20 protein-coding genes are annotated in these 22,571 nt (G+C 71.7%); 9 read left to right on the plus strand and 11 right to left on the minus strand.

The features are described 5' to 3' along the window. Positions 1 to 264 precede the first annotated feature (264 nt). From ACFWPA_RS08675 to ACFWPA_RS08685, 3 genes are read right to left on the minus strand one after another with little or no spacing between them, the layout of a single operon-like run. Positions 265 to 3,495 (minus strand): SNF2-related protein, encoded by a 3,231-nt coding sequence (locus tag ACFWPA_RS08675; protein ID WP_378506808.1) that lies wholly within the window; start codon positions 3,493 to 3,495, stop codon positions 265 to 267. 55 nt (positions 3,496 to 3,550) lie between these two features. Beyond that, the gene (locus ACFWPA_RS08680; RefSeq protein WP_378506809.1) at positions 3,551 to 4,489 is read right to left on the minus strand and encodes a GTP pyrophosphokinase family protein; all 939 of its coding nucleotides are present in this window, start codon (positions 4,487 to 4,489) and stop codon (positions 3,551 to 3,553) included. Positions 4,490 to 4,521: 32 nt separating this feature from the next. Continuing rightward, entirely contained in the window at positions 4,522 to 5,607 is a 1,086-nt protein-coding gene (locus tag ACFWPA_RS08685) for a hypothetical protein (protein ID WP_378506810.1), read from the minus strand. A gap of 177 nt (positions 5,608 to 5,784) precedes the next feature. Here ACFWPA_RS08685 and ACFWPA_RS08690 point away from each other — a divergent pair, with 177 nt between their 5' ends. The 4 genes from ACFWPA_RS08690 to ACFWPA_RS08705 all read left to right on the plus strand — a co-directional run bounded on the left by ACFWPA_RS08690 (position 5,785) and on the right by ACFWPA_RS08705 (position 8,708). Beyond that, a complete protein-coding gene (locus tag ACFWPA_RS08690; protein ID WP_378506811.1) occupies positions 5,785 to 6,321 on the plus strand; it encodes a DUF3558 domain-containing protein in 537 nt (178 codons plus the stop codon). 21 nt (positions 6,322 to 6,342) lie between these two features. Next, the gene (locus tag ACFWPA_RS08695) at positions 6,343 to 6,717 is read left to right on the plus strand and encodes a hypothetical protein (RefSeq protein ID WP_378506812.1); all 375 of its coding nucleotides are present in this window, start codon (positions 6,343 to 6,345) and stop codon (positions 6,715 to 6,717) included. Between the two features lie 27 nt (positions 6,718 to 6,744). Continuing rightward, entirely contained in the window at positions 6,745 to 8,268 is a 1,524-nt protein-coding gene (locus tag ACFWPA_RS08700) for a hypothetical protein (protein WP_378570001.1), read from the plus strand. Between the two features lie 71 nt (positions 8,269 to 8,339). After that, positions 8,340 to 8,708 (plus strand): hypothetical protein, encoded by a 369-nt coding sequence (locus ACFWPA_RS08705; RefSeq protein ID WP_378570002.1) that lies wholly within the window; start codon positions 8,340 to 8,342, stop codon positions 8,706 to 8,708. A 13-nt stretch (positions 8,709 to 8,721) separates the two neighbouring features. Here ACFWPA_RS08705 and ACFWPA_RS08710 read toward each other — a convergent pair whose 3' ends face one another. Then, positions 8,722 to 10,089, minus strand: a complete 1,368-nt coding sequence (locus tag ACFWPA_RS08710; protein WP_378570003.1) for an FAD-binding oxidoreductase — start codon at positions 10,087 to 10,089, stop codon at positions 8,722 to 8,724. A gap of 328 nt (positions 10,090 to 10,417) precedes the next feature. Between ACFWPA_RS08710 and ACFWPA_RS08715 the strand changes: the two genes are divergently transcribed. Both ACFWPA_RS08715 and ACFWPA_RS08720 read left to right on the plus strand, forming a co-directional pair. Continuing rightward, entirely contained in the window at positions 10,418 to 12,073 is a 1,656-nt protein-coding gene (locus ACFWPA_RS08715; protein WP_378570004.1) for a hypothetical protein, read from the plus strand. Positions 12,074 to 12,172: 99 nt separating this feature from the next. After that, on the plus strand, positions 12,173 to 12,823 hold the full coding sequence (locus tag ACFWPA_RS08720; protein WP_378506817.1) for a class F sortase: 651 nt from the start codon (positions 12,173 to 12,175) through the stop codon (positions 12,821 to 12,823). Positions 12,824 to 12,842: 19 nt separating this feature from the next. Here the strand turns inward: ACFWPA_RS08720 and ACFWPA_RS08725 are convergent, their stop codons facing one another. Genes ACFWPA_RS08725 through ACFWPA_RS08740 form a run of 4 tightly spaced genes read right to left on the minus strand, consistent with a single transcriptional unit; the run spans position 12,843 to position 18,692 of the window. Continuing rightward, positions 12,843 to 13,460, minus strand: coding sequence for a DUF4232 domain-containing protein (locus tag ACFWPA_RS08725; protein ID WP_378506818.1), 618 nt, complete (start codon positions 13,458 to 13,460; stop codon positions 12,843 to 12,845). Next, entirely contained in the window at positions 13,457 to 14,890 is a 1,434-nt protein-coding gene (locus ACFWPA_RS08730; RefSeq protein ID WP_378570005.1) for an HAD-IB family hydrolase, read from the minus strand. The genes ACFWPA_RS08725 and ACFWPA_RS08730 overlap by 4 nt, the downstream gene beginning before the upstream one ends. Beyond that, positions 14,887 to 17,211, minus strand: a complete 2,325-nt coding sequence (locus ACFWPA_RS08735) for a glycerol-3-phosphate 1-O-acyltransferase (protein ID WP_378506820.1) — start codon at positions 17,209 to 17,211, stop codon at positions 14,887 to 14,889. Before ACFWPA_RS08735 ends, ACFWPA_RS08730 begins: the two co-directional genes overlap by 4 nt. Continuing rightward, the gene (locus ACFWPA_RS08740) at positions 17,208 to 18,692 is read right to left on the minus strand and encodes a wax ester/triacylglycerol synthase domain-containing protein (RefSeq protein WP_378570006.1); all 1,485 of its coding nucleotides are present in this window, start codon (positions 18,690 to 18,692) and stop codon (positions 17,208 to 17,210) included. The genes ACFWPA_RS08735 and ACFWPA_RS08740 overlap by 4 nt, the downstream gene beginning before the upstream one ends. A gap of 431 nt (positions 18,693 to 19,123) precedes the next feature. On the opposite strand from ACFWPA_RS08740, the gene ACFWPA_RS08745 reads away from it, so the two are divergent. Further along, positions 19,124 to 19,438 carry a hypothetical protein gene (locus ACFWPA_RS08745; protein ID WP_378570007.1) on the plus strand — a complete coding sequence of 105 codons (315 nt, stop codon included), beginning with the start codon at positions 19,124 to 19,126 and terminating at the stop codon, positions 19,436 to 19,438. Between the two features lie 179 nt (positions 19,439 to 19,617). Continuing rightward, positions 19,618 to 19,938 carry a hypothetical protein gene (locus ACFWPA_RS08750; RefSeq protein ID WP_378506823.1) on the plus strand — a complete coding sequence of 107 codons (321 nt, stop codon included), beginning with the start codon at positions 19,618 to 19,620 and terminating at the stop codon, positions 19,936 to 19,938. 23 nt (positions 19,939 to 19,961) lie between these two features. Here the strand turns inward: ACFWPA_RS08750 and ACFWPA_RS08755 are convergent, their stop codons facing one another. Further along, positions 19,962 to 20,369 (minus strand): RidA family protein, encoded by a 408-nt coding sequence (locus ACFWPA_RS08755; RefSeq protein WP_378570008.1) that lies wholly within the window; start codon positions 20,367 to 20,369, stop codon positions 19,962 to 19,964. 70 nt (positions 20,370 to 20,439) lie between these two features. Between ACFWPA_RS08755 and ACFWPA_RS08760 the strand changes: the two genes are divergently transcribed. Continuing rightward, entirely contained in the window at positions 20,440 to 21,069 is a 630-nt protein-coding gene (locus tag ACFWPA_RS08760; protein WP_378570009.1) for a TetR/AcrR family transcriptional regulator, read from the plus strand. A 6-nt stretch (positions 21,070 to 21,075) separates the two neighbouring features. On the opposite strand, the gene ACFWPA_RS08765 is transcribed toward ACFWPA_RS08760, so the two are convergent. Beyond that, the gene (locus tag ACFWPA_RS08765; RefSeq protein WP_378570010.1) at positions 21,076 to 21,708 is read right to left on the minus strand and encodes a Type 1 glutamine amidotransferase-like domain-containing protein; all 633 of its coding nucleotides are present in this window, start codon (positions 21,706 to 21,708) and stop codon (positions 21,076 to 21,078) included. Beyond that, positions 21,708 to 22,562: a maleylpyruvate isomerase family mycothiol-dependent enzyme gene (locus tag ACFWPA_RS08770; RefSeq protein WP_378570011.1), complete on the minus strand. Its 855-nt coding sequence runs from the start codon at positions 22,560 to 22,562 to the stop codon at positions 21,708 to 21,710. Before ACFWPA_RS08770 ends, ACFWPA_RS08765 begins: the two co-directional genes overlap by 1 nt. Positions 22,563 to 22,571: the final 9 nt, after the last annotated feature.

The raw sequence follows: 22,571 nt of genomic DNA on the forward strand, positions 1-22,571 counted from the left end.
GCGACGCGCGCCGGGCGGGATGTCAGGGGTCGGTTCAGCTCTCGGCGAGGCCGGACAGGACCGTGAACAGGTGCGTGACCGCGGCAACGGTCTGGCTCTCGGCGAGCAGATCCTCGATCGAACCCATGAACTTCTCCTTCGCATGACAAGCTACCGCCCAGCGCGGACTGCGCTGGGCGGCAAGACTTTCGGGGTGCCCTCGGGCGGGGTGCCCGGGAACTTAGGGGATGCTAACAGGTGCGGCGGGCGGGTGGGGACGCCAGGTCAGTTCAGCAACTCGCGGATGTCCTCGGCGGTCAGCGCCGCGGTGAACGCGCCGCCGTCGTCGACAACCGACGAGAACAGTTCCGACTTGCGGGCCTTGAGCGCCATCACCTTCTCCTCGATGGTGCCGCGCGCGATCAGCCGGTACACCATCACGTGCCGGGTCTGCCCGATCCGGTGCGTGCGGTCCACCGCCTGCGCCTCCGTCGCCGGATTCCACCACGGGTCGAGCAGGAAGCAGTAGTCCGCCTCGGTCAGGTTCAGGCCGAATCCGCCCGCCTTCAGGCTGATCAGGAACACCGGCGCGTCCCCGTTCTTGAACCCGTCGAGGACCTTCGCCCGGCCCCGCGTCTTGCCGTCCAGGTAGGCGTGCGCGATGCCCTCCGCGTCCAGCCGCTGCCGCACCCGGTCCAGGAACCCGGTGAACTGGCTGAACACCAACGCCCGGTGCCCGCCCGCGACGACGTCCCCGAGCTGCTCGAGCAGCGCGTCGACCTTCGCCGACCCGACCGCGCCGTGCCCGTCGTCGACCAGCGCCGGGTCGAGGCTGAGCTGGCGCAGCACCGTCAGCGACCGCAGGATCGTGAACCGGTTCGAGTCGAGGTCGTCGACGAGGCCGAGGATCTTCTGCCGCTCCCGCTGCAGCCGGGTGTCGTACAGCTTCCGGTGCCGCGGCGACAACTCCACCTCGAGCACCTGCTCCTGCTTCTCCGGCAGGTCCGCCGCGACCTGTTCCTTGGTGCGCCGCAACATGAGTGGACGGATCCGGCGCCGCAGCTGCGCGAGCAGTTCGGTGTCGCCGCCCTTCTCGATCGGGGTGCGGTAGTACTCCTGGAATCGGGTCGGGTTGGGAAACAGGCCGGGCGCGGTGATCGACAGCAGCGACCACAGCTCCATCAGGGTGTTCTCCATCGGGGTGCCGGAGATCGCGATCTTCGTCGGCGCCTCGATCCGCCGCATCGCCTGATACGCCTTGGAGCGGTGGTTCTTCACGAACTGCGCCTCGTCGAGCAGCAGCATCGACCAGCGATGCGCCTGGTACTCGTCGGCATCCAGCCGGGCGAGCGTGTACGAGGTGACCACGATGTCCGCGCCGTCGATCGACTCGGTCAGCGCCGCACCCCGTTTCGCGGCCGTCTCCGACACCGCCACCACCCGCAGGTGCGGCGCGAACCGGGCCGCCTCCGACGCCCAGTTCGGCACCACCGACGTCGGCGCCACGATCAGCACCGGCGGATCGCTCGGCTGCCGCTGCCGGGCATGGCAGATCAGCGCGAGGGACTGCACGGTCTTGCCGAGGCCCATGTCGTCGGCGAGGATGCCGCCGAGCCGATTCGACCACAGGAACGCCAGCCAGCGGAACCCGTCCAGCTGGTAGGGGCGCAGGGTCGCGTCGAGGCTCGCCGGCGGGTCGAGGTCCGCCGTCTCGGCCAGGTCGAGCAGCCCCTGCACCTGCTCGCGCCACTGCGCTGCCTGCCGTTCCACCACCCCGAGCGCCGCCAGCTCCTCCCACAGCCCGGCCTGGAAGCGGCTCAGCCGCAACCGGTTCGGGTCCTGGTCGTGCAGGTCCCGCGCCTCCGCGATCAGGCCCCGCAGGCGCTGCAGTTCCGGCTTATCCAGCGACAGGTACGCCCCGTCCGGCAGCAGCAGGTGGGTGTCGCCCGCGCTGAGCGCGGTGAACAGGTCCTTGAACGGCACCGGCGCGTCCTCGACCCGGACGGTGATCGACAGGTCGAACCAGTCGCCGTCGTCGGTGGCGTCGGTGCCGACCCCGATCCGCAGCGACTCGCCCGCGTCCCGATAGTCGGCGGGGGTGCCGGACACCCGGACCTCGACGTCGTCGCGGCCGCGCAGCAGCGGCAGCAGCTCCCCGGTCAGCCGGGCGGTGTCGAGGCCGTGCAGCGTCACCCGCGGATGCGGGCGGCCGTCCGGCCCGGACCGCAACCCGTACTCCTCGAGCGGCGCGTCGAGCCCGGCGACCAGCGCGTCCTCCCGGTCGGGGTCGCGGATCGCGGACCGGGACGGCTCACCCAGCGGGATGAGCCGCTCGGCGCCGTCGACGCGGTAGCGCAGCGACCACGCCACGTCGGCGCGGTGGCCGGCCGCGTAGGCAACGTCGAGGATCAGCTCGGGGCCCTCGACGGTCGGCGGGGTGAAGTCGTCCCCGGTGGAGCGGACCGTCGCCGCGCGCTGCAGGCGCGGGTAGTACTCGGCGGCGAACCGGTCGGTGTCCTCGGCGGGGACGGTCAGCGACGCGTTCCCGATCACCAGGTCCTGCATCGCGCGGGGCGCCCGCCCGGTCAGCCGCGCCATCCGGAACGGCCACCGGTCCGGGTCCGGCCCGGTCGGGTCTCCGGGACGCAGGTACAGCACGCCGTGCGGGTCCGGCCCGAGGAATCCGAGCACGATCACCGGGAGGTCGGTGTCGGCGGCGTGCACGGTCGGCGTCAGCTCGAGGCCCCGCGGGGTGCGGTCGAGGTCGACCACCAGCTCCGCCCGCGACGGCCGCGGCACCGTCCCGAGCGCCTTGCGGGCGTACACGAATTCGATTCCCGCGTCCCGCATCTCGTCGAGCAGCGGCCACAGCCGGGACGGGACGATCGTGCTGAGGTCGATGTCCTTGTCGTTGCCGTACCCGTAGAAGCTGCGCCTGCCGACGTGATAGGTCGAGAGCAGCTCCGACGCCAGCGCCACGTGCCGCGGGTCGGCGTCCGGGAGGTGCCCGAGGTTCGACCAGCTCAGGTTGCCGTTGACCCAGCCGGTCTTGCCGGGACGCACCAGCCGGGCGCTGACCGCCCACCGATCCGACCGCGACCCGCGCAGCAGCGACAGCTGCACCCCCAGCGGCGTCGACTCGGCCGCGTCGGTGTCGTCGCGCAGGGCCGCATCGAGGACCGACTCCCAGTTCGGCGGGGCCGTCGCCGCGTCCCCGGCCGCGGACTCGATCAGCACCACCGTCAACGCCACCACGTGCTTGCAGTTCATCCGCACCGGGCAGGTGCACTGCCCGAACCGGAACTCGAGTTCCCCGCCGACCTCCTCGAAGTGCGCGATCGACTGGTAGGACTCGGTGCCGTCGACGGTCCCGACCGCGGTGAGGTCGTCCTCATACCAGTCGATGCCCGCGACCGCCCCGGACCGGGCGTACCGGGAGCCGCGCCCGTACGCGGCCTGCCCGACCACCCGGGCCAGCGAGGCGAGGGTGTGCGCGGAATGGGCGTCGGAGGTCATGCGTCGACGGTACCGGGACCGCGGACGGTCACCGATCGCCGCCGGTCGCGGCGGCTCACCCGAGATTCACCGGATGGAAGTACAGCGCGCTGTCGGTCTCCTCGATCCGCACGTCGACGGTGTCCCCGACCCGCAGGTGGTCGTCGACGTTGATGCGGCTGCTCGACTCGAGCGCCGCCCGCACCGACCGCGCCGGGATCAGGCCCTGCCGCCCGTCCGGGGCGATCGCCAGCGCGTACCGCCTGCCCGTCCGGGTGACCCGCGCGAACACCGTCGACTCGTCCGGGATCGGGCCGCGGTCGTCGTCGGGCGCGGTCTGCCGGTCGAGTTCCGCGGCGAGCAGATCCGCCATCGTGTCGACGTTGTCGAGCAGCTCGGCCATCCGCCGCGCCACGTCCCGGTGGAACTCGTTCGGCTTGAGCGCCTTACCCGGCTTGTACATGTCCTCGTGGGTCAGCTCGCTCCACGCGTCCTGCAGCCGCGTCTTGACCTGCACCTCCACCTTCACCGGCAGATCACCCTCGTGGGTGGGGACGGTGACCAGCAGCACCGCGTGGAACGCGCGGTACCCGCTGTCCTTCGGGTCGGCGACATAGTCCGTCGGCGGATGCGCGAGCCGCACCGAGCAGGCCGCGGACGTGCACGCCTCCTGCAGCTTCTCGGTGAACGCCGTCAGGTCCCGCGGCGTCTTGCACAGCACCTTCACCCCGAGCAGGTCGTGGAGGGTGTCGGCGACCTCCTCCGGGGTGGTCGGCCTGGCGAACTGCCCGGACGCCACCTTCCGCAGGATCTTGTCGACCGCCCGCGCCCGATCCTTGATCCGCGCCGACTCGGCGTTCAACCGGTCCCGATCCTGGCCCTCAAGCACCGCGTCGGCGAGGGTCTCCAGGAACGTCTGCGTCGTCACCAACGCCGCAGCCCACGCCCGCTCCCGCTGGTCATACAGCCGATCCACCAGGGACTCGACCGCATCCGCCCGCTTCGATCGCCGCATGACTGCTCGACTACGCCCGGTCGACGCGCCGGTCAGCTCGGGTCGTCGAACAGGGGCTGCTCGCCCGGGTCGGTGAACAGCTCCAACGGCAGCCGCGGCTGGGTCGGCGGGGTCGGCGGCATCAGCTCACCGCGCTCGACCTCGACGGCCTCCGGATCGTCGTCGGCCAGCCCGTCGAGGTGGCCACCGAACCGGGTCGCGAACCGCGGATCGACCGTCTTCGTGAACGCGAACAGCTGCTGCAGCGTGTCGATCAGGTGCTGCGGAACGTACGGGTTCGCCAGCACCGCCGCCCACACGTCCACCCGGTCCGCGGCGAGCACGAACTTCAGGTGCGGCCACCGACGGTTCAGGTCGCCGAGCAGTTCACTGGCCCGGGTCCGGTCGCTGATGTCCCGCAGCAGCGGCATCCGGACCTGCACCTCACCGCCGTCCAGGTGCGGCCCGACGAACCCGACGAGCGGACCGATCGCCAGCATGAAGTCGTCGTCGTCCGGGTCCCCGTCGTCGTCGCGGTCGTCGCCGCCGGGCGGCTCGTCGAACAGTTCCGACAGCGTCGACGCCACCAGGTCGTGCAGGTGCGCCTCGTCGCGCGGCGTCACCGCGCGCTGCAGGTCCAGCCCGTCCGGGTCCTCGGGGTCGGGCTCGTCGGAGGTGAGGGTGCGGTGGGTGTCGGCCTCGGTCGCGTCGATCCGCAGGAACGTCGGATGCGGCACCGACCAGACCTCCCGGAACACGGTCACCGCCATCGACGCCAGCTGATCCGCCCAGTTCGACGGCTTGTCGACGAAGAACGCGGGCGACCCCGAATCCGGCTCGTCGTCGGGGCGCCGGGTGGGACGGTGCCAGCCGAGGTCGACGAGCCGGGACTCGTCGTCCGCGGTCAGCCGGTACCGCGGGTCGAGGTAGTCGTTCGACGGCACCTCGCATCGGATCTGACCGTCACCCCAGGCCAGGAACTGCACGCACGGCACGAAGCCGTCGACCCGGGACTCCTCGCCGAGCTCCAGGGCAAGCAGATCGTCCTCGCGCATCGCGGCGATGACGTCCGCCAACCGCTGCTGGTGCTCGGACCAGGCGCGATCCACGCCGGAGTCGAAGTCCTCGAACTCGGACATGATCCCCCAATCCGTCGCAGCATTGTCGAGTCCACGCTAGCGCGCGCAAGCCCGTTCGGCTGGGAGCCGGGCGGGGTGTTCGGGTCACGTTTTCGGCGGCGGTTTCGGTGACGACGGAACCGGACGAGGGCAGGATGCGTCCAAGCCAGGGTGAGCCGGTCGACGGTAGGGGGAGGCATGCGCGCAGCGGTCGCCGCGGCAGTCGCGAGCGGGACGGTGATTGCCGCGGCGTTGCTCGCCGGGTGCGGACCCGGCCCGGTGTCGGGGGACGCCGAGGCAGCCGGTGTTGCTGCCGGGGAGCCGGTGTTCAGCCCGTGCGACGACATACCGGACGAGGTGCTGCGGGGGATCGGGGTGGATCCGGCGACGGAGTCGCGCGACATTCTCGGGGTGAAGCAGCCGGGGTGGAACATCTGCAAGTGGATGGGGGGCGGCCCCGCATTGAGCGTGTTCGCCACCACCTACACCCTTGACGACATCAGGGCCAAGGACGGCAACGGCGAGTTCGCCGATATTGAGATCGGTGGCCGACCGGCGTTCACCTACCGGGTTGATTCCGATCTGGACAGGCGGGACTGTGACGTCGCAGTTGAATCCGCGGAGGGGGCTGTACTGGTGTCGGTTGCGAATGTTGGGGTTGATCCGGTGGCCGAGGATCCATGCGCCACCGCAGTCCGGCGGGCAACGGGCCTGATGGCGTACATCCCGGAGTAGGTATCTGTAGTGGGGGCACAGATGATCGATCAGGGCACGTCGTGGTCGCAGATTGCGCAGCTTGTCGAGGAGGGCGGTGTCCGCCTCGATCCCGGTGTTGCGCAACGGTGCGCGCAGCATTGTTCGGACTTCGTGGCTCTCCTGGAGGCGCTCCAGGCGGAGGTTCGCGGATTGACACGAGTAGAGGGGATGGGGACGTTCCCGTCCGGGATCGCCCTGGCGCGAAAGTTCTCGTTGAAGGCCTCGGGCGGCTCCTATTCGATGGATCAGGCGCTCGCCGATCACATCGCCGAGGTGCAGCGGATGCGGCAGGTGTTTGAGCGGATCGAGGCGATGTACGCCGCCACGGATGATGCTGCGGCGCGGGGGATCACGGGCGTCGGCTCGGGGTCGTGACGGGCGGGAACCGGCAGGGGGGATGAGATGGGGATCAGCATGAACGAGATCGCCGACGCGTTGGGTCGGTTCGCGGACGGGGTGGGGGAACTCGTCGTGGACGGCGGGAACGCGGCGATCGACCTGGCCACCGGCTACAACCTCGCCGAACGCGGTCGGGTCCGGGATGCGCAGGCGGCGGGCAATGAGGAACGCGACGGGATCTACGGAACGCAGGCCGAGCTGCGCGGCAGGTTCACCGGCGACTGGGACGCCCGGCAGTTCGTGGAGGAGAGCTTCGACTCGATGTCGCATCGGCAGATCATGGACTCGGTGAACCGGATGGATCCGGCGGCCGTCACCGCGAGCGCGCACGGCTGGACCGCGATCGGAACGGCGCTCGCCGACGGTCTGCACGGCTTCACGACGGCGATCCTCGGCGAGATCAAGGACGGCTGGGAGGGCGCCGCCGCGGACCGTGCGCTCGACGCGACCGCACGCTATGTCCGGGTCTCCGACGAACTCGCCACGGCGGGAAGCCTCGTCGGCACCAAGGTGGCCGAGGCGGCGACCGGGATCACGCAGGTGAAGGCGACGGTTCCGCCGCCCGCGCAGACGTCGGTCGCCGAGGTGCTGGTCCACCAGTTCAGTCCGGGAACCGCCCTGATCAAAAGCCTGCTGCACGACCGCAACGAGGCCCACGAGCAGGCCATCCAGATCATGAAGACGGTCTACAGCCCGGTCATGCGGCAGGCGGATTCCCAGGTGCCGGTGCTGCCCGCGCCGCCGACTGTCGCGCAACCGGAGGTCGCGGGCCCGACCGGAGCGGGCGGCGGCTCCGCGAACCCGACCGCGGCGGACTCCGCCGTTTCCGCCGGATTCGGCCCGCCAGGTCGGGACGCCCCGTCCGGGCCGGGTGCGGTGCCGGGGGCCGATGCGGGGGACACCGGCCCGTCCGGGGGGCCCGGCCCCGCGGGCGCCGAACGGGGGTCGGGACGGGACGGTTCCGCGGAGTCCGTTCCCGCACAGTCCGATCCGTCGTCGCCGTGGACCCGACCGGCCGGGGTGGACGCCGCGGGCGGGGCGGGCGTCCCCGGCAACCCGGCCGCGTCGGGTGCGGGCGCGATGTCCGGCGCAGGCGGACCGTCGGGGTCCGGGCCGGGCGGGCTCGGATCCGGTGGGCTCGGATCCGGTGGGCTCGGAACCGGTGGGCTCGGATCCGGTGGGCTCGGAACCGGTGCCGTCGCTGCCGGCGGCAACGGAGTGTCCGGTGGCGCAGCCGGATCGGGGTCCGGCGGGTACGGCGGCGGGGCAGGCCTGGTGGGAATTCCTGGTGGTGCCGTGGGCACCACAGCGGGCGCCGCTGGGGGAGGCGGCGGTGCGGCGGGTGCCGGTGCGGGCGCCCCCGGCAGGCCGGGCATGCCCGGCGCCGGGATGATCCCCGCCGCGGCCCGCGGCAGGGGCGAGGACGACACCGAACACGCCACCCCCGGCTATCTCGTCACCGTCGACAACGGCAACGACCTCGTCGGTTCCCTCCCGCTGGTTGCGCCGCCGGTGCTTGGCGGGTAGCGCAGGCGGTCCGGGGCCGTCTCGCGGTCCTCCCCGATGTGCGGGACGCCGAATCGTGGTGAGCTGTGGTCATGATGGTCCTTGCGGCGGAGGCCGCCGCCGACCCGCCCCGCGCCATCGGGATCGCCGTGTTCGTCGTGCTCGTTGCGCTCGGTGTGCTGCTGATCGGCTCCGTGTTCAGTCGGACCCTGCGGTCCCGGGTCCTCGCACCGGCGGGTTACGCCGTCGTCGGCATCGTCTGCGGGTACCTCGTTGCCCGCGGCATCGTGGAGGTCGTCACGATCGACGTCGCCGACCCGGCGAGCTACCGCGACGACTGGGGAGGCCCGAGCCTGCTCGGGGTGCTCGCCGTGCACTGCGGCCCCGGGGTGGCCGTGCTGATCGCCGCGGGACTCCTGATCCGCCGACGCCGAGCCAACCGCGTGCCCGTGGCCGACTGAGCAGGCGCGCGCGTCAGTCGAGGACGGCGCCCGGATTGAGGATTCCGTCCGGGTCGAGCGCGGTCTTGATCCGGCGGGTCAGGTCCATCACGTCGGGGCCGAGTTGGTTCGGCAGCCAGTCCCGCTTCAGTCGGCCGACGCCGTGTTCGCCGGTGATGGTGCCGCCCAATGCGATCGCGAGATCCATCACCTCTCCGAACGCGCGGTGGGCTCGCTCCGTTTCGTCGGGGTCGTCCCGGTCGAACACGATCAGCGGATGGGTGTTGCCGTCCCCGGCGTGGGCGACGACGCAGATCCGGACGCCGCAGTCCGCGGCGATCGCCGCGACGCCCGACACCAGCGTCGGCAGGGCCTGCATCGGCACCCCGACATCCTCGAGCAGCAGCGACCCCAGTGCCTGCACCGCGGGGAACACCGCCCGCCGCGCCGCCGTGAACGCCTCGCCCTCGGCCGGGTCGTCGGTGGCGAATACCTCGGTGGCGCCGCACGATTCGCATGCCGCGACCATCGCGGCGATCTCCAGGCCCGCGGCAGCGCCGGGCGCATCGGACTGCGCGAGCAGCAGCGCGTTGGCGTCGCGGTCCAGCCCCATCCGCAGCGAGTCCTCGACCGCGCAGATCGACGCCTGATCCATGAACTCGAGCATCGCCGGTCGCAGCGTCGCGGTGATCGCCAGCACCGCGTCCGCCGCCGCCTCCACCGTGCCGAACGAGGCGACCATCGTCGACGTGGGAGGCTGCGCCGGAATGAGTTTCAGGGTGATCTCGGTGATCACGCCGAGGATTCCCTCGCTGCCGACGAACAGCTTCGTCAGCGACAACCCGGCGACGTCCTTCAGTCGCGGTCCGCCGAGTCGCACCGCGGTGCCGTCCGCCAGCACCACCTGCAGCCCGAGGACGTAGTCGGTGGTGACGCCGTACTTGACGCAGCACAGCCCGCCCGCGTTGGTGGCGGCGTTGCCGCCGATCGAGCAGATCTCGAACGACGACGGGTCCGGCGGGTACCAGAGTCCGTGCTCGGCGACGGCCCGTTTGACCTCGGCGTTCAGCAGTCCGGGTTGCACGACCGCGGTCCGGGTCACCGGGTCGACGACGATCGACCGCATCCGCTCGGTGGACAGCACGATCCCGCCGTCGACCGCGGACGATCCACCGGACAGCCCGGATCCGGCGCCGCGGGGGACCACCGGAACGCGGTGCGCGCTCGCCCAGCGCAGCACCGCCTGCACGTCCTCGGTGCCGGTGGCGCGGACCACCGCGAGCGGGGTGCCCGCGTTCGGGTCGGCCGCCCAGTCCTGGCGGTAGCCGACGAGCAGGTCGGGGTCGGTGAGCAGGGCGCCCTCGGGGAGGTCGGCGGCGAGTGCGGCGAGGTCGGCGGGCATGAGACCATCCTTCGCCGATCCGGCGGGGCGGGCCATGTCGACGCGCCGAGGGTGAGCTGGGTTACGAGACGTAATCGTGATCGGAACGTTACTGGCAACTGTGTAGTTCTCGAGGACCCCTGCTCAGGGGCCCGAGGAGGTGTCGAATTGGACACGGTGGCCTCGGGATTTGGCCGTCGGGGCCCGGTGGGGAGGTTCGTTCTCAATGCTTGCGAACGCTACAGTTACCGCGCCGCAACCCAAGGCGGTAGCAATCCGGGGCTCCGACCGTGTCTACGTCGGCGGGCTCCGCCGGGGTCGACCGACCCAGTGACTTCAGGACGGAAAAGTGAATCTTCACTCGAAACGACCGTGGCTCCCGCGCGTCCGCGCCACGGTCGCCGTGGCAGGCGCGATGGCCCTGATTGGTGCGGGCGGGGCGGGCATTGCCGCGGCCGATCCCGCAGACCCGAGCTTCACCGCGCCGACATGCGAGGCGACGGAATGGACCCCGCTCGACGGGCAGCTGACCCTCACTGGGGCGCGCCTGGACAGCCTCAACGCCGGCAACGTGGTGCCGCTGTACGGCAACCTGCCCGAGGACGACATCACCATCCAGTACCCGCCGATCTGTGGTGTCCGACTGGTGAACGGCGCCCCGGTCGCGGAGTGGATGTACTGCACCGACGCCGACAACGGCACCTGTGCAGGCGTCGCCCCGGAGGGCTGGGTGGATCCCTTCACCAAGGAGCCCATCCCGGAGGGGACGCAGCTCAACGACTACGGCGAGGCCGTCGGCCCGACGCTGCCGCAGACCGGCAACCCGAGGCTCACCGCCGACCAGGAGAAGGTCATCAGCTACCTCCTGCTGAACGGCGTCGAATGGCAGACCACCAATCCCGAGCATGGCGGCACCTCCACCTGGACCGACAACACGTCGGAGGCCAACCGGAACGCGCTGCAGGACGCGATCTGGTGCGTCTCGGACTACGGCGCCGGCGACACCGCGCTGTGCGACCGGTTCATCGGCAAGGAGAAGCAGGCCGAGATCCTCGCCTCGATTCCGGATCACGAGGAGTCGGTGCTCGACCTCGAGCGGGTCGACCCGACCCCGGGCGACGAGCTGCCGGTCGGTGACACCGCCCGGTTCACCCTGACCACCAACCTGTACAACCAGGACCTGGACCTGGTCCTGCCGCCCAACGCGACCGTGACCGTCTGCGAGGGCGACGCCACCATCACCGACGGCAAGCTCGTCGTGACCGGCACCGCCGCGGCGGGCACCACGATCACCCTGTGCGTCACCTCGGACACCGAGGGTCGGGTGGACCTCGCCGTGCGGGGCACCGAATCGCCGGAGAAGCACATCAAGTGGAACCAGGCGAGCTCCACCGACGCCGACCCGGCCGAGCACGCCGGCTGGCCGCGGCACGAGTGCCAGGTCTTCGCCACCTTCGACACCACCGCAGAGAAGCTGCGCGACGCCGACCACGCGGTGTTCGTCGACGACGAGGGCAACGGTTCGCTCGGTAGCGCGGGCAGCGTCGGAAGCCTCGGCAGCCTGGGCGGCAGCACCGGCAGCCTCGGCAGCGCGGGCAGTGCCGGTGCCGGTAGCGCCGGACTCGGCAGCGCGGGCCTGGGCAGTGCCGCCCTCGGCAGCGCGGCACTGGGCAGCGCCGCGCTCGGCAGCAGCGACCTGGGCAGCAACGGCGGCTCGCTCGGCACCACAACGCCGCAGCCCGCGCCGACCACGACGCAGCCCGCGCCGACCACCACCCCGGCGCCGACGACCACCGCCCCGACGACGGCTGCGCCGACGACCACGGTGGCTCCGACCACCGCGGCTCCGGCCACGACCGCGCCGCAGGGCGAGCGCCCGCACGCCATCGACGGTGGCGCGGCGGAGGAGGGCTTCACCGCGACGACCGGTCTCGGTCTTGCCCTTGCCCTGCTCGCCGTGGGCGGCGTCGGTGTGGCCATCGCGGTCCGCAGGCTGCGTGGCTAGCCTGAGCTGACGGACGGCGCCCGCCCCGGTCGAACGCGACCGGGCCGGGCGCCTCGTCGTCGCCGGACACCCGGCCGACGGACACGACGAGGACGGACCATGACACGAACTGGACGGCATCGGCGGCGGCCGAGCGTGATCGGGACGCTCGCGGTGCTGGTGGTGGCGCTGCTCGCGGTCGTCGTCGGCGTCGGCATGCTCACCGCCGACGGCGAGGAACCCGCCGTCGCCGACCCGAATCCGCCCGGTGTCGCCGCGCCGGTTCCCGCCCCGACATCGCCGCAGCCCGACATCGGAACATTGCCGCCGCGCACCCTTGCCCTGCCCCGGGTGGGGGTGGCCGCGCCGATCGGCGTCGCCACCGTGCCCGGCGGGGTGCTCACCCCGCCGAACGACGTGTCGACGGTGGGGATCTGGCAGGACGGGGCGCCGCTCGCCGCGGACGCGGGCACCACCCTGCTCGCCGGGCACGTCAACATGGTCGGCCAGGGCAACGGTGCCCTGTTCTCCCTCGCGTTGATGCAGCCGGGGGACGTCATCCACACCTCCGACGATGCGGGCCGGTCCACGGCGTGGCGGGTCACCCGGGTGGTGGAGCGCCCGAAGGCGGACGGCGTCGAGGAGAGCGTGCTCGACGGTCCGACCGGTCCCCGCCGCCTCGCGGTCGTCACCTGCGGCGGCGACCTCACCTACACCGACGGCGTCGGCGACTACACCGACAACGTGTACCTGTACGCGGACGCCGTCTGACGCGCGTCACCCCTCCCGCTCACCGGGCCGCGACCGCGGTCACCTGCAGTTGGTTCACGTCGTAGGTGGCGCATCCGGTGCCCGCGTGGCCGACGAACAGGGTTGCGGTGTCGTTCGGGGGATAGACCCGCAGACCCGCGACGGGGGTCGGGACGCACTCCTGCGCGGGGTAGTCGAGCACCTGCACCGCGCGCACCATCGCGGTGGCCCGCGCGCCCGGCGCCAGCACCACCGGTGCGCCGCCCTCGCCGGACCGGGTCGCCGCCCGGCCGACCTCCCTCCCGTCCTCGCCGTCGACGTAGGAGACCCCGGGGAACCCGTCCAGTGTGCAGGTGCGTCCGCCGGTGTTCGTGAACACCAGCGGAATCGTCACCGAGCCCGCGGATCCCTGCGACTTGCCGTCGTTCACCGACAGTTCCCGCGTCGTGCAGCGGTCCGTGTCCGCCACCGGTGCGGCGGCAGCGGTCTCCGCCGCGGCGACCTCCGGTGGGGTGGCCGCGGTGGTGCCCGGGTCCGCCACGGCGGCCGCCGGGCGCGGTGTCGCCCCGGACGGGTCGGACGCGCACCCGGCGACGATCCCGGCGCCGATCAGCAGTGCTCCCGCGGCCGCGCCTGCCCGGGTGGCTGCGGCGGTCATCGCGGCCCCCGCCGCAGGCATTCGTCGAACATCTCCCGCACCTCCCGCACGTGTTCGTCGAGCGTCTCCACGGTCCAGTCGTCGGTCGGCACCGGCGCGAGCACGTCGACGTGCACCGTCCCCGGATGCGCGACAAGGGAATTGCGCCACATCAGTTCGCCGGCGTCGTGAATGACGATCGGCACGATCGGGACCCGCCCCTGCATCGCGACGTGGAATCCGCCCTTCTTGAACCGCCCCAGCCGCGGTGTCGGGGACCGGGTGCCCTCCGGCGCGATCGCCAGCGACGTCCCCGACCGGAGCTTCGCGACCGCGGGGGCCAACGCAGCCTTCGCCGCGGTGGTATCCGACCGGTCGAGGTAGGCCACGTCGAGCAGCGCCCCGACGGGGAGGAAGCGGGGATCGCGGGCGGCCTCCTGCTTCGCGACACCGGTCACGTCGCAGCGGATCACGGTGCCCAACACCAGCACGTCGAGGGAACTCTGGTGGTTGAACATGAACACCGCGGGCCTGCTGCTCCACGCGTTCTCCCGGCCCCGCACCGTCACGGTGATGCCGCAGATCGTCAACGCCAGGTCCGGGCCGACCGCGCCGACCAGGTTCGCCGCGGTCTGCCGGTTCCGGGTGAGCAGGCCGACCCCGACCGCGGCAGCGGTCGTCGTCATCAGCGCGCCGATCGCGGTCGCGGTGCGGACGGTGGACAGTGGTGTCGCGCCGCGCTGCGGCCTCGGCAGCCGCACGATCGGCCATCCGCCGTGCCGCGCCCGCCGGGACAGTTCCCGATCCGGGTTCAGCGCGACCGGGTGGCCCACCGACTCCAGCATCGGAACATCCTCGCCGCCATTGGAATACGCGAACGCGACCGCCAGGTCGATGCCCCGCTCGTCCGCGTACCCGGCGAGCGCCTTCGCCTTCGCGGGGCCCCACAACGGGGGCGACGCCAGCCGCCCGGTGAGCATGCCGTCGCGCACCTCCGGTTCGGTGCACAGCAGGTCGGGGAGGTCGAGGTCCTCCGCCACGTACCGGGCCTGGTACGGCGTCGCGGACGTCGCCAGCACCACGGTATGCCCGGCCCGGCGGTGCGCCGCGACGATGGTGCGGGCGTCGCGGTAGATCATGCCCGCGATCTGCTGCCGGAACAGTCGCAGGCCCCACTCGAGCAGGTCATCCTCCTGCCTGCCCGCGAGCGCGTGCACCGCGACGTCCATCAGGCCGCCGACGTCGGCGCCACGGAACTGGGTGTCGAGCACCGCGCCCGTCGTGCGGAGCAACTCGCCGACGCTGATGTCCCTGGTGCGCAGTCGATCCCGATACACCACCGTCGCGGAGTAGCCAGCGATCAGGGTGCCGTCGAGGTCGAACGCGGCGAGCGTCCCCGGCCCCGGCGGCGCCTCCTCAATGGCCCGCAGGACGGTGGCGAGGGCACTCACGACGCGGACCCGTCCGGCTCGGGTGCGCCCCCGTCGGTGTCCGGGCCGGGTACGGGCGCGGGGACCGGCTCGGACAGGCTGTCCAGGCGGGCGTGGGCCAACTCCCGGATCCGCTGCACCCGGCGAACCAGCACCCCGATCTCCGCGGCGAACTGGGCCCGCCGGTGCGCGGTGTCGGCCCCGGTCGCCTCCACCAGCCCCCGGTTGCGCGCCAACGCCAACGCGGTGCCGAACAGTTCACCCGAGATCGATTCGCTGCTCGCGATCTGCTGACGCAACCGCCGCTGCTTCGCGATCGCCAGACACTGCTCCACGAACGCCGGCTCGTCGAGGGCGGGGGACGCCGGCGCGAGCACCAACTGGTCGGCCACCACCGCGTACGCCTCGAGGAACGGCTGCAGCACCCGGTGCGCGAGATACGGCCGCACCGCGCCGAGAATGTTCTCCGCGTAGTGCGGGTTGGTCAGCTCGTCCTCCCAGGTGGGGCGGATCAGGTCCAACTCGTCGCGCAGCTGCCGCTCGAAGGTGTCCTTGTCGGGGAAGAAGAATTCGAACTTGAGCAGGTCCCGGATGCGTTTCGCCTCGGTCCAGCCGTCCCGGATCGGGTCGGTGAACCGTTCCTCGACCGCCGCCTGCAGGACCAGTTCCGCGATGGCCCGCACGACAAGGAAGTGAATCGAGTTGTTGCGGTAGAACGCCGCAACGAGATGCTGATCGGAGCCGAGGAAGTAGACGCGCTCGTCGCCCTTGTCGAAGCGGCGCAGCACGCCGGAGTCCAGATGGGTCTGCAGCGCCGTGCGGAACACCAGCGGGTTGGTCAGGTCGAAGTCGCCCGCGGTCGGGAGGCGGCGCGCCCGGATGTAGTCGATCAGCGGGTCGAGGATGAAGTCGAGTTCGGGCACCGTCAGCGCCCGGTCCTCGATGCCGAGGAACGCGAGCAGCAGCAGCGACGACGCGGTGACCGGGGTGACCTCGTTGATTCGATGGCACACCTCGAACGCGGTCTTCTGGATCGCGAGGCGCTGGTCGGGTTCCTGCGCGAGGGACCGCGCCAGCGACAGCGGACGCCCGATCGTCACGTGCGCGACACCGCGCCGGTTGCCTTGCGCGCGAACGTATCCGACCATCCAACGGAAGCCCTCCTTCTGCTTCACCTCACCGTGGGCCTCCGCGGCCATCGCCTTCACCTCGTACAGCTGGTCGTACGTCAGCGCCACCGGCACCAGGTACACGTCCGAGGCGACGGACGTCCGGAACGCCTGTGCGAGGTAGGTCAGCAGCCCGAATCGTGGCGGCCGCAGCTTCCCGGTGCGGGTGCGTCCGCCCTCGATGTACCACTCCAGGTTGAACCGCTTCGTCACCAGATACCGCATGTACTCGCGCAGGGTCCACTTGTAGACGTCGTCGTCGCCGAACTTGCGGCGGATGAACACGGTGCCGCTGCGCTTGCCGATCGGACCGATCGGCCAGAAGTTGATGTTGAGGCCGCCCATCACGTGATTGAGCGGAAGATCGTTGGCCAACAGCGCCGGCCGCAGCACCAGCGGATCCAGGTACGACCGGTGGCTGGGCAGGAACACCAGCGAATGCTGCCGGTTCAGCTCCCGCAGTTCGTCGAACCGCGCGGTGTCGACGTCGAGGCGGTAGGCGCGGGAGAAGTAGCGGCCCAGCCGATCCCACACCGCGATCGCCCGCCTGCTCTGGGTGGCGACCAGCTCGTCGAGCGCCTCCCTGGCCCGCCCGTCCACCTCGCCGAGCGGGACGCGAAGGTCGGCCGCCAGCTGCCGGGTGCCGTCCCGGTAGCGGCGGCTGTCGGTGATCTCGTCGACCACGAACCGGGACACCTTGTACTGGTCGCCGAGCAGGGTCCGCTCGGCGCGCTCGAGGGCGAGGGCGGCCTGGCGGCGGATGAACTCCGGCAGCGATCCGCCGCCGTCCTCGGTGAGGCGGCGTTCGAGGTCGCTCAGGGGTGCCGGTTCGCCCTCGATGACCCGGCAGCGGTCCGGGTCGGTGCGCAGCATCCGGCGTTGCGCGCCGCGCCCCGGGTGCAGCGGGTCCCGCGGGGACAGCGCCTCCCGAAGGCGCTGGGCGCCGGGCTCGTCCGGGTCGCGGGGCAGCCACACCACCCGGACCGGCGTCAGCAGCGGATCGTCGTCGCGGGCGGTCAGCTCGGCCAGCGCCCGATCACTGATCGTCACCGCGGTTGCCGGGGTCGCCGAACCGCTCACCTGCTCGCCGAGCCAGGTGTGCAGGACACCGGATTCGGTTTCGGTCATCGGTTCGGTCAGGTACACCCGGGGATGCTGCCCGTTCGTCCTCATCGCGGGGATCCTTCCGTCGCGCCGAGCGCGACCACCTCGTCGAAGCCCTCCTGCAGGCATTCCATGAACGCGGCCGGTGCGGTGACGGCCGCGGTGTCGAGATTGACGCCGACGCAGCAGATCCCGTTGTGGGAGACCAGCGTCGCCATCACCGCGCAGCCCGGCGCCGGGCCGAACGGGAACATCCGCTCGATCCGGGCTCCGGCGAGGTACACCGGAACCGGAACCCCGGCGACGTTGCTCGCCTGCAGGTCCAGCCCGGTGGACTGGGCGAGGTACCAGTTCGCCAGCAGCCATGTCGGCAACCGCGACAGCACCGGGGCCGCGAGGTCGAGCGCGTCCAGTGCCGGTTCCTCGCGCAGGCCGAGCACGATCGCGCGGACCGCCGCGATCCGGGCCGCGGGGTCGCGTTCGGCGGCCGGGCCTGCGAACCGCACCGCGGTGAAGCGGTTGCCGCCGGATGGATCCGACGCGGTGCGCAGGTTTACCGGCATGCCCATCGGGACCGCCCCGACCCGTCGACCGTGCCGGTCGTGGTAGCGCGCGACGCCGCCGAGCAGCGCAGCGACGTAGGCGTCGTTGACGGACCCGCCCGCCGCCTTCGCGCCCGCCTTCAGTTCGGGCAGGCCCACCTCGAGGGCACCGAACCAGCGCCCAAGACCCCGGTCGCGGAGCAGTGCCGACCCGGTCGCCGGTGGGGGAGTGACCACCCGGCGCAGCGAATTGGCGTACTCGAACGCCTCGGTGACCGCCCCGATCGGGTCCGCGACGGCGGCCGTTGCCGTGCGCACCGCCCCGCCGACCAGTCCGGCGATCCGGCCGGGGGCCCGCCGCGCCAGGGTCACCACCTCCTCGCCGAGCGCGGTGACCGTGTTCAGGTTCTCCGGCGGGGCGGGCAGCCGGTCGGGCTTGTCGGGGGTCGGTTCCCGGCGGCGGCTGTGCAGCAGGGTCATCAGCCCGATCCCGCCCATCCCGTCGGTCATGCTGTGGTGCGTCTTCACCACGTACACGGCGCGGCCGTCGTCGAGGCCCTCGATCAGCATCGCCGTCCACGGCGGGCGGGCCTTGTCGAACGGTTCCGTCGCCAGGTGCCTGCAGATCCGGAGGGCGTGGTCGAAGGTCGCCGGGTCGGGCATCCGGACCCGCCGCAGGTGGTAGTCGAGGTCGAACTCGGGGTCGACCGACCACACCGGATTGCCAAGGCCGAACACCGGTTCCACCGCCCGCATCCGGATCCGGGGGACGATGTGCGAGGCCCACTCGTGCGCCCGGACCAGCCGATCCCAGTCCGGCGGGCCGTCGAGGACATCGACCGCGACGATCGGGGAGCGGAGCTTCGGCTGGGCCTCCTCCATCCGCCACATGCCCGCCTCGAGGTCGGACATCGTCCGGTCCCAGCCCCGAGCGAGTCCGGACAGGTCGACGTCGACGGCGCTCGGCGGGACGAGGGGCGGGCCGCTGGCGTCGCCGACTGTTCCCATCTCGCACTCCTACGGTTGTCCACTGCCCGCGCGGTGCCGGTGCCGCAACGCGGCGCCGCCTCCAGTCTGTACCCGAGTCCCGGCCCGCGCGCGTTATCCGGGGGACGGTGCGGTCCGGGACCGCCGCGTCCCGCTCACCGGGACCGGGCGTCGCCCGGTGCGCGACACGCCCGGCCGCTGCGGGTACCCGGCGCAGGCGCTGGTAGTGACGCAGATTACATTTCTCGGCAGGTCACTGTGGGGCACCCCACATGCCGTGTTACCTGAAATTTCCGAGCTGGCTATACACAACTGCCCGGTAAGGGGCTAGATTCGCGTCCATCGCTCGACGTCACTTCGGTGTTACAGGTCGGGTGTGCATGTCCTTCGAGTGAGGGACACGGTTCTACCGCCGCGCGTGCGCGCGTGGCAGGCGTGATGGGAGTGACGAGATGGGCGATCGGACGGTCACGGACGGCATGGTCCGCGCGATTCTCGCGTACGAGTTCGAGGAACTCGACACCGACGGCGCCGCCGCCGTCACCGCGGTCCGCGCGGGCCTGCTCGGCGACTGGGTTCGGGCCGTCGCCGACTCCGGGATGATGTCCGTCGGCGCGGTGCGGGACCTGGAGGCGCAGTGGCGGGCCGACCCGGAGCTGCTGGTGGATGCGCTCCTCGACGGCGTGGATGAGATCACCCGCCGACGGCTGACCGGGTCCCGCGTTGCGGTGCTGCCGGTTGCCGCGGAGCGGGTCACCGCGGGCTGACCGCCGCACCCGCCGCCTCGTTTGCCCCAAGAATCACAATTGTCACTCTGTTACCGGATTGTGGTGATTGGTTCTCGCCAGGGCCCGCGAGACCGGCTAGGTTTGCACCAATCGCTCGAGCGCACCGAAGTGTTACGCCCATACGGACGGACATCGCAGCCGACGAAGGGACCGCACCCATGAACCCTCTGGCATCCCCGACGAAAGACCTGGTCACGGCCGTTCTGTTCAGTGAATGGGACGGCGGCGAGATCGACGTCCATGCCATCGACCTGGTGCGGGACGGCGAGATGTCGGAGTGGCGGGAGGCGCTCTCGGACAGCGGCCTGTTCACCGACGAGGCGCTCGTTGAGATCGTCGCGGCCTGGCGCCGCGACCCCGAACTGCTCGTCGACGCCCTGCTCGCCGGGGCGGACGAGGTGTCCCGGCGCAGGCTCAAGGTGCCGCGCAGGCTCTCGCTGCTGCCCGCGGTGCCCGACCGGGTTGCCGTTTTCGGCTGACCCGGTCGGCCGCCCGGTTGCCGTCAGGGGAGAACGGCGGTCGCCTCGACCTCGACCATCAGGTCCGGCTCACCCAGGGCCGCGACCCCGAGCAGCGTGATCGGCTTGACCGGATCGACACCCAGTTTCTCGGCCGCCCGGCTGACGCCCTCCCCGAGGAGGGGCATCTTGTCCGGGGTCCAGTCCACGATGTAGATGGTCAGCTTCGCCACGTCGTCGAAGGATCCGCCGATCGCGGCGAGCGCCGTTCCGACATTGAGGTAGGCCTGCTCGACCTGCGCGGCGAGGTCGCCCTCGCCGACCCGGTTGCCGTCGGCATCGCGGGCCACCTGACCGGCAAGAAACACCAGCCTCGATCCCGTTGCGACGGAGAGTTGTCGGTAGACGTCGGGTTTCGGTAGGCCTTCGGGGTTGAGCAGTGTCACGGGCATGGCGGTCTCGTCTCGGTTGGGTGGCGAGCGGTCACGGCAAAATGTAGCAGCTGTTATGTATTGTCGGGTGGTGGTGCGAACGAAGGACCCGGCGGTCCGTGGGCTGCTGGTCGAACGGGCGGCGCGGATGCTCCGCGCCAGGGAGCCGATCACCCTCCGGTCGCTCGTCGCCGGGACCGGCGTCTCGACGATGGCGGTCTACACCTACTTCGGTGGCGTGGACGGACTGTGGCGGGCGGTGCGGCAGGAAGGCTTCACGCGGCTTGCGGCCACGCTGCGGGAGGTCGCGGTGTCCGAGGATCCGGTGCGGGACTTCGTCGCCCTCGGGTCGGCCTACGTATCAAACGCCTTGGCCAACCCCGACCTGTACCGGGTGATGTTCGACGACACCATCGAACTCGACGATCCGCGGGCCGCGGACGACACCCTGAACTACCTCGTTCGCGCCGTGCAGCGAGCACAACGCGCCGGACGCTTCGCCGACACCGTCGTCGCCGCCGACCTCGCAACGCGGTGTTGGGTCATCGGCCATGGGCTGGTCTCGCTCGTTGCCACCGGACCGCTGGACAGGCGGGCACTCGACCACGGTGCGGCCATGCTGACCGCACTGCTGATCAGTGCCGGCGACGAGCCGGGGCGGTGCGAACGTTCGGTCGAGGCGGGCTGGCGGATGCATCCGCCCGCCGCCAGCACCGACTAGTTCGGGTCACGAACCCTCACCGACGACGATCACCTGGTCATCGGTGAGGGTTCGGTGTTTCACGCCGTCGCGGCGGTAGCCGTCGGCGATCCGCTCGATCCGCGCGGACTCCTCCGCCGGGTATCCGGGCGAGCGGTAGTGCGGGACGATCGCGTGGTCGACCAGCCCGAGCCCCTCCCAGACGACCGGCACCCCGCACGCGGCGGCGACCTCGGCTGGGTCGTCGACGAGGTCGAGGCCGCGCAGGCTCGGGGCCAGCACGCAGGCGCCCGCGCTGTACCCGGCGTACACCAGCGCGTCCGCCCGGAGCAGGTCGGTCAGCACGGTGTCGGCGCCGCTGCGCGCGAGTTGCGCCCGCAGCACGAAGGTGTTCCCGCCCCGCACCCACACCGCCCGATACCCGGACAACTCGTCGCGCAGCCGATCCGGCGCGTCGACGAACCGCCGCAGGTCCAGCTCCTGCGGCTCGAAGCCCAGCCCGCGCAGCGGCACCAGGTCCGAGACCACCGCCGAGTCCCGTGCCGAGCCCCACGCGTCGGCGGCGTTGGCGATCACCGCGACGCGGCCCGGCCCGCCGGTCAGCCGGAGCAGCCGGTCGGGGTCCGCGCCGAACCGGTAGGAGGCGAGAAACAGTCGCATCAGATTGTGAACGCGAGGTTCGCCGCGATCCGCCTGCCGAGGTCCCGGTCGCCGGAGATCGCAATCTCGTCGATCCGGTCGGCGGGGCGGAGCCGCCCGCCGCACAGCCGGGTGAACAGCCGGGAATCCAGGGTCAGGGTGACGGTGGCCGGCGCGGGCAGGGCGGCAACGACCGCGGCGCGCCCGTCGACCGCGACGTGAATCTCCCGCGGCCGATCGTCGGTGCGCGCCATCGGACCGGTCAGCGCGAACGTCACCGACGACCCGTGCGGCGCGCCCCCCTTCTTGCCGACCGCATACCCGAGACCGGTCAGCAGTTCGGCGAGCGCGTACTCGGCGCGGGCGCCGCCCTCGTCGCCGGGCAGGGCCAGCGCGTCGCGGAGGTCGTGTTCGTGGAACCAGCAGTCGAACAGGCGGGTGCGCATGAACCGTCCGTAGCTGTCCGGGCCGACCGGCGTCATCGCGGGGGCGTCGAAGTCGTCCTGGGTCATCGCGGCGAGCGCGCCGGCGCGGCGGGCGGTGATGTCGCGGTACGCGGCGAGCAGCTCGGCGGCGGTCCGGTCCCGCAGCCCGAGGATCCACCGCTCGTTGAACGCGCCGATTGGATTGTGCACGTGCGGGGAGTCCGGGACGGCGTCCGCGTCGACCGGCGGGTCGATGCCCTCAAGCATCGACTCGGTGCCGACGAGGTGCGCGACGACGTCCTGCACCGCCCAGCCGGGTAGCGGGGTCGGCGCCTCCCAGCGGTCGGGCGGGAGGTCGTCGAGCAGGGAATCGATGGCGTGCCACTGCGCGAGCAGGGCCGCGGTCAGCGGTTCCCGCTCGAGCAGCGTCGGGGTCCGTGCCTGGCTCATCCGGTCACT

Origin of the sequence: Rhodococcus sp. NPDC058505 (assembly GCF_042720095.1) — a bacterium.
In the GTDB taxonomy this organism is placed as follows: domain Bacteria; phylum Actinomycetota; class Actinomycetes; order Mycobacteriales; family Mycobacteriaceae; genus Rhodococcus_G.

What these genes read in the sequence shown, in the direction of transcription:
- ACFWPA_RS08675 (WP_378506808.1), bottom strand. Translation starts at nt 3,495, where the DNA reads ATGACCTCCGACGCCCATTCCGCGCACACCCTCGCCTCGCTGGCCCGG.
- ACFWPA_RS08680 (WP_378506809.1), bottom strand. Translation starts at nt 4,489, where the DNA reads ATGCGGCGATCGAAGCGGGCGGATGCGGTCGAGTCCCTGGTGGATCGG.
- ACFWPA_RS08685 (WP_378506810.1), bottom strand. Translation starts at nt 5,607, where the DNA reads ATGTCCGAGTTCGAGGACTTCGACTCCGGCGTGGATCGCGCCTGGTCC.
- ACFWPA_RS08690 (WP_378506811.1), top strand. Translation starts at nt 5,785, where the DNA reads ATGCGCGCAGCGGTCGCCGCGGCAGTCGCGAGCGGGACGGTGATTGCC.
- ACFWPA_RS08695 (WP_378506812.1), top strand. Translation starts at nt 6,343, where the DNA reads ATGATCGATCAGGGCACGTCGTGGTCGCAGATTGCGCAGCTTGTCGAG.
- ACFWPA_RS08700 (WP_378570001.1), top strand. Translation starts at nt 6,745, where the DNA reads ATGGGGATCAGCATGAACGAGATCGCCGACGCGTTGGGTCGGTTCGCG.
- ACFWPA_RS08705 (WP_378570002.1), top strand. Translation starts at nt 8,340, where the DNA reads ATGATGGTCCTTGCGGCGGAGGCCGCCGCCGACCCGCCCCGCGCCATC.
- ACFWPA_RS08710 (WP_378570003.1), bottom strand. Translation starts at nt 10,089, where the DNA reads ATGCCCGCCGACCTCGCCGCACTCGCCGCCGACCTCCCCGAGGGCGCC.
- ACFWPA_RS08720 (WP_378506817.1), top strand. Translation starts at nt 12,173, where the DNA reads ATGACACGAACTGGACGGCATCGGCGGCGGCCGAGCGTGATCGGGACG.
- ACFWPA_RS08725 (WP_378506818.1), bottom strand. Translation starts at nt 13,460, where the DNA reads ATGACCGCCGCAGCCACCCGGGCAGGCGCGGCCGCGGGAGCACTGCTG.
- ACFWPA_RS08735 (WP_378506820.1), bottom strand. Translation starts at nt 17,211, where the DNA reads ATGAGGACGAACGGGCAGCATCCCCGGGTGTACCTGACCGAACCGATG.
- ACFWPA_RS08740 (WP_378570006.1), bottom strand. Translation starts at nt 18,692, where the DNA reads ATGGGAACAGTCGGCGACGCCAGCGGCCCGCCCCTCGTCCCGCCGAGC.
- ACFWPA_RS08745 (WP_378570007.1), top strand. Translation starts at nt 19,124, where the DNA reads ATGGGCGATCGGACGGTCACGGACGGCATGGTCCGCGCGATTCTCGCG.
- ACFWPA_RS08750 (WP_378506823.1), top strand. Translation starts at nt 19,618, where the DNA reads ATGAACCCTCTGGCATCCCCGACGAAAGACCTGGTCACGGCCGTTCTG.
- ACFWPA_RS08755 (WP_378570008.1), bottom strand. Translation starts at nt 20,369, where the DNA reads ATGCCCGTGACACTGCTCAACCCCGAAGGCCTACCGAAACCCGACGTC.
- ACFWPA_RS08765 (WP_378570010.1), bottom strand. Translation starts at nt 21,708, where the DNA reads ATGCGACTGTTTCTCGCCTCCTACCGGTTCGGCGCGGACCCCGACCGG.
- ACFWPA_RS08770 (WP_378570011.1), bottom strand. Translation starts at nt 22,562, where the DNA reads ATGAGCCAGGCACGGACCCCGACGCTGCTCGAGCGGGAACCGCTGACC.